The following is a 4,028-nucleotide window of genomic DNA, read 5'->3' as shown; positions in this document are numbered from 1 at the left end:
GCCCCCGCCCCCGCGGGCCGCTTCGCGCCGTCGCCCTCCGGGGACCTGCACCTGGGCAACCTGCGCACGGCCCTGGCCGCGTGGGGTTTCGCACGCGCCACCGGTCGCCGGTTCCTGCTGCGCGTGGAAGACCTGGACCGGGTGAAGCGGGGCGCCGCCGAGCGCAACGTGGCGGACCTGCGGGCCATCGGTCTGGACTGGGACGGCCCCGTGGACCTGCAGTCCGAGCGCATCCCCCTGTTCCTGGAGCGCGTGCGCACCCTCACGGACGCCGGGCTCACCTACGAGTGCTTCTGCACGCGCAGGGAGATCCACGCGGCGGCCTCCGCGCCCCACGGCATCCCGGGCGCCTACCCGGGCACGTGCCGGAACCTGACCGAGGAGCAGCGGGCACGACGCCGCACGGAGCGTCCTCCCGCCGTGCGGCTGCGCGCAGGGGTGCGTGAGTTCACGGTGCACGACCGCTTCGCGGGCGAGTTCACGGGTGCCGTGGACGACATGGTGCTCGTGCGCAACGACGGCACCCCCGCGTACAACCTGGCCGTGGTGGTGGACGACGCCGAGCAGGGCGTGGACCAGGTGGTGCGCGGGGACGACCTGCTGCCCTCCGCTCCCCGGCAGGCCTACCTGGCGGGACTCATGGGCCACGGCGTCCCCGAGTACGCGCACGTTCCCCTGGTGCTGGGCCCCTCCGGGGACCGGCTGGCCAAACGGGACGGCGCCGTGACCCTGCGGGAGCTGCAGGAGCTCGGGCACACGGCGCAGGACGTGGTGGGGTGGCTGGCCCGCTCGCTGGGGATCACCCACCCGGTGCGCACGGCCGCGGATGTCATGGATCACTGGGACCCCGCGAGCTGGACCAGGGAGCCCACGGTGTTCGAGCCGTGGGATGCGGCGCAGGACTGAACCGCGGAGTCCACCCGGGCGGCGTACCCTTGTGCTCTGCCTCACTTCATGCAACCGGGAACCATTTCATCCCCCTATACAGTGGGCGCAGTCCAACGACCCCGTACCGGAAGGCACGCGCATGTCCGATCAGGCGTACCAATTCATGGCGATCCTGGCGTACTTCATCGTCATGATCTGCATCGGCCTGTGGGCCAACAGCAAGACCAAGAACCTCGACGACTACATGCTGGGCGGGCGCAACCTCAAGCCCGGCGTGGCCGCGCTCTCCGCGGGGGCGTCGGACATGTCCGGGTGGCTGCTCATGGGTCTGCCCGGTGCGGTGTACCTCTCCGGTCTGGTGGAGGCGTGGCTCGCGATCGGCCTGACCGCGGGTGCGTGGGTGAACTGGAAGATCGTGGCGCCGCGGCTGCGCGCGTACACGGAGGTCTCCCACAACTCCATCACCATCCCGTCCTTCCTGGACAACCGGCTCAAGGGCAACACCCGGGTGCTGCGCGTGATCTCCGGCGTGATCATCCTGGTGTTCTTCACGTTCTACGTGTCCTCCGGCATGGTGGCCGGCGGCGTGTTCTTCCAGTCCTCGTTCGGCACCAGCTACCTCACGGGCATGCTCCTGGTGGCCGGCGTGACCGTCCTGTACACGTTCTTCGGCGGGTTCCTGGGCGCGTCCTACACGGACCTCTTCCAGGGCCTGCTCATGCTGATCGCGCTGCTGCTGGTGCCCATCGTGGGCGTCTTCCTGGTGGGTGGGCCCGGTGAGATGGTCAACCGCATCGAGGCCGTGAACCCGGACGCGCTCTCGCTCTTCGCGGGCGGCACCGCCGTGGGCATCATCTCGTCCCTCGCGTGGGGCCTGGGCTACTTCGGCCAGCCCCACATCATCGTGCGCTTCATGGCGCTGCGCACCCCCGCGGATGCGAAGGCCGGGCGCCGGATCGGCATCGGCTGGATGCTGCTCACGGTGCTGGGTGCGATCGGCACCGCCCTGGTGGGCCTGGCGTACTACGGCAACCGCCCCGGCGAGGAGCCCACCGACCCCGAGGCCATCTTCCTGGACATGTCCCAGGTGCTGTTCCACCCCCTGGTGGCCGGGTTCGTGCTGGCCGCGGTGCTCGCCGCGATCATGTCCACGATCTCCTCGCAGCTGATCGTCTCCTCCTCCGCCCTGGTGGAGGACCTCTACAACCTGGCCGCCAAGCGCACCCCGTCCCCCAGGGCGCAGGTGTGGCTCGGCCGCGGCGGCGTGCTGCTCGTGGCCGTGGTGGCCGCCGCGCTGGCGTGGGAGCAGAACTCCACCATCCTGGACCTTGTGGGCTTCGCGTGGGCCGGCTTCGGTGCGGCCTTCGGCCCCGTGGTGCTCATGAGCCTGTTCTGGCGCAAGCTCACCAACGCGGGTGCCATCTCCGCCATGGTGGTGGGCGCCGCCACGGTGTTCCTGTGGCAGTACACCCCGTGGAGCGACCTCTACGAGATCATCCCCGGCTTCATCCTGGGTGGCCTGGTGGGCGTCGTCGTCTCCCTGATCACCCACCGGGACAACCCGGAGATCGACCGCGAGTTCGACGAGACCCTGCGCCTGGTCAACCACCCCGAGGAGGCTGACCCCGCTGCCGCCGCCAAGGCCGCTGCCGGTGAGGCCCCCGCCGGGACCGTCTGAGCAGTCCCGGCGCCCCGGCGCTGACACGTGAGAACGCCCTCGCACCGTACGGTGCGAGGGCGTTCTCACGTCCACGGCCGTGGCGGTTCCGCCACGAACCGGCTCAGAACCCCAGGTCGCGCAGGGACCCGCGCATGGTCTCCGCGGAAGCGCGCAGCTGCTCCTTCTCGGGCTCACCCATGGGGATCCGCAGGCGCTGGCCCACACCGGTGCCGCCCACCACGGACGGCACGGACAGGGCCACGCCGCTCACGCCGTAGTAGTCGTCCAGCACCGTGGACACGGACAGCACCGCCTGCTGGTCCTTGAGCACGGCCTCGGCGATCCGCACACCGGCCAGGCCGATCGCGTAGTTGGTGGCGCCCTTGCCCTCGATCACGCGGTACGCGGCGTTGACCACCTGGTCCTTGAGCTCCACCAGGCGCTCCGGGGTGAACGGACGTCGCCCGTCCACCTCCCACTCGCTGACCGGCACCTGGCCGATGCTCGCGGAGGACCACACGGGGAACTCGCTGTCCCCGTGCTCACCGATGATGTAGGCGTGCACGCTGCTGGTGTTGACCTGCGCCTCGTTGCCGATCAGCCAGCGCAGGCGGGAGGTGTCCAGCACGGTGCCGGAGCTCATGATCCGCTGGTACGGCAGCCCGGTGATCTGCTGGGCCACCACGGTGAGCACGTCGCACGGGTTGGTGACCAGCACGAAGACCGCCTGCGGGGCCTGCTCCAGCAGCTGCGGCATGAGGGACTTCAGGATCGCGGTGTTGGCACCGGCCAGGTCCAGGCGGGTCTGCCCGGGCTTCTGCTTGGCGCCGGCGGTCACGAACACGATGTCCGCGTCCTTGAGCACAGCGACGTCGTCCGAGCCCTCCACCCGGACCCCCGGGGCGAACATCTGCCCGTGGGAGAGGTCCAGTGCCTCGGCCTCCACCTTGGCGGTCTGCAGGTCGTAGAGCGCGATGTCGGTGGACGTGCCGCGGATCATCGCGGCGTAGGCCAGCGAGGTGCCCACGGACCCCGCTCCCACGATTCCGATCTTGGTACGGCGGACGGTGGTTTCGTTGGACGGGCTCACGGTGTCACTGCTCCATTCGACGCGGACTGTCCGGCCACGCCCGGCCGCTTGGGCGGCACGGACACGGTCCGGTTGGCGGGAACACCTCCCGGTTCCGCGTTCCGCGCCCGGCCGAGGCCGGATACAGGTGGCACCGAAATGCGTTCCCACCACCATCTTCCGCCGTCGCCCCGTCCCGGGCAATGACGCAGCCCACTCCGCGGCGGCGTGTCTCCGCCGGGGCCCAACGACGGGCCGGGAGCCCTCCGCCGCGCCCCCACCGCGGCCGTGCCCGACGGCGCGGGGATGCGCGGGCGCCGGACGTCGCGGGAAGGTGCGGGCAACCGACGAGGCGGGGATGTGCGGGAACCCGACGCCGCGGGGATGTGCTGGCACCGGACGGGGCGGGGA

General features: G+C 70.9%; 3 protein-coding genes. 2 read left to right on the top strand and 1 reads right to left on the bottom strand.

Going from position 1 to position 4,028, the window contains the following annotated elements; all coding sequences use genetic code 11:
- Positions 1–906, top strand: a 906-nt coding sequence (gene gluQRS, locus D9R02_RS11365) for a tRNA glutamyl-Q(34) synthetase GluQRS (protein ID WP_259463961.1), incomplete at its 5' end; no start/stop codon positions are given.
- A 121-nt stretch (positions 907–1,027) separates the two neighbouring features.
- Positions 1,028–2,566 (top strand): sodium/proline symporter PutP, encoded by a 1,539-nt coding sequence (gene putP / locus D9R02_RS11360; RefSeq protein WP_019311135.1) that lies wholly within the window; start codon positions 1,028–1,030, stop codon positions 2,564–2,566.
- Between the two features lie 103 nt (positions 2,567–2,669).
- Here putP and D9R02_RS11355 read toward each other — a convergent pair whose 3' ends face one another.
- Positions 2,670–3,638 carry an L-lactate dehydrogenase gene (locus D9R02_RS11355; RefSeq protein ID WP_121566938.1) on the bottom strand — a complete coding sequence of 323 codons (969 nt, stop codon included), beginning with the start codon at positions 3,636–3,638 and terminating at the stop codon, positions 2,670–2,672.
- Positions 3,639–4,028 lie beyond the last annotated feature (390 nt).

This window comes from Kocuria rhizophila (assembly GCF_003667225.1).
Taxonomy (GTDB): domain Bacteria; phylum Actinomycetota; class Actinomycetes; order Actinomycetales; family Micrococcaceae; genus Kocuria; species Kocuria rhizophila.
The sequence above is the reverse complement of the archived record's forward strand: the minus strand, read 5'-3'. Positions and strand labels throughout refer to the sequence as shown.

Excerpts from the sequence above, each read along its gene's own strand:
- putP (WP_019311135.1), top strand. The coding sequence starts at position 1,028 with ATGTCCGATCAGGCGTACCAATTCATGGCGATCCTGGCGTACTTCATC.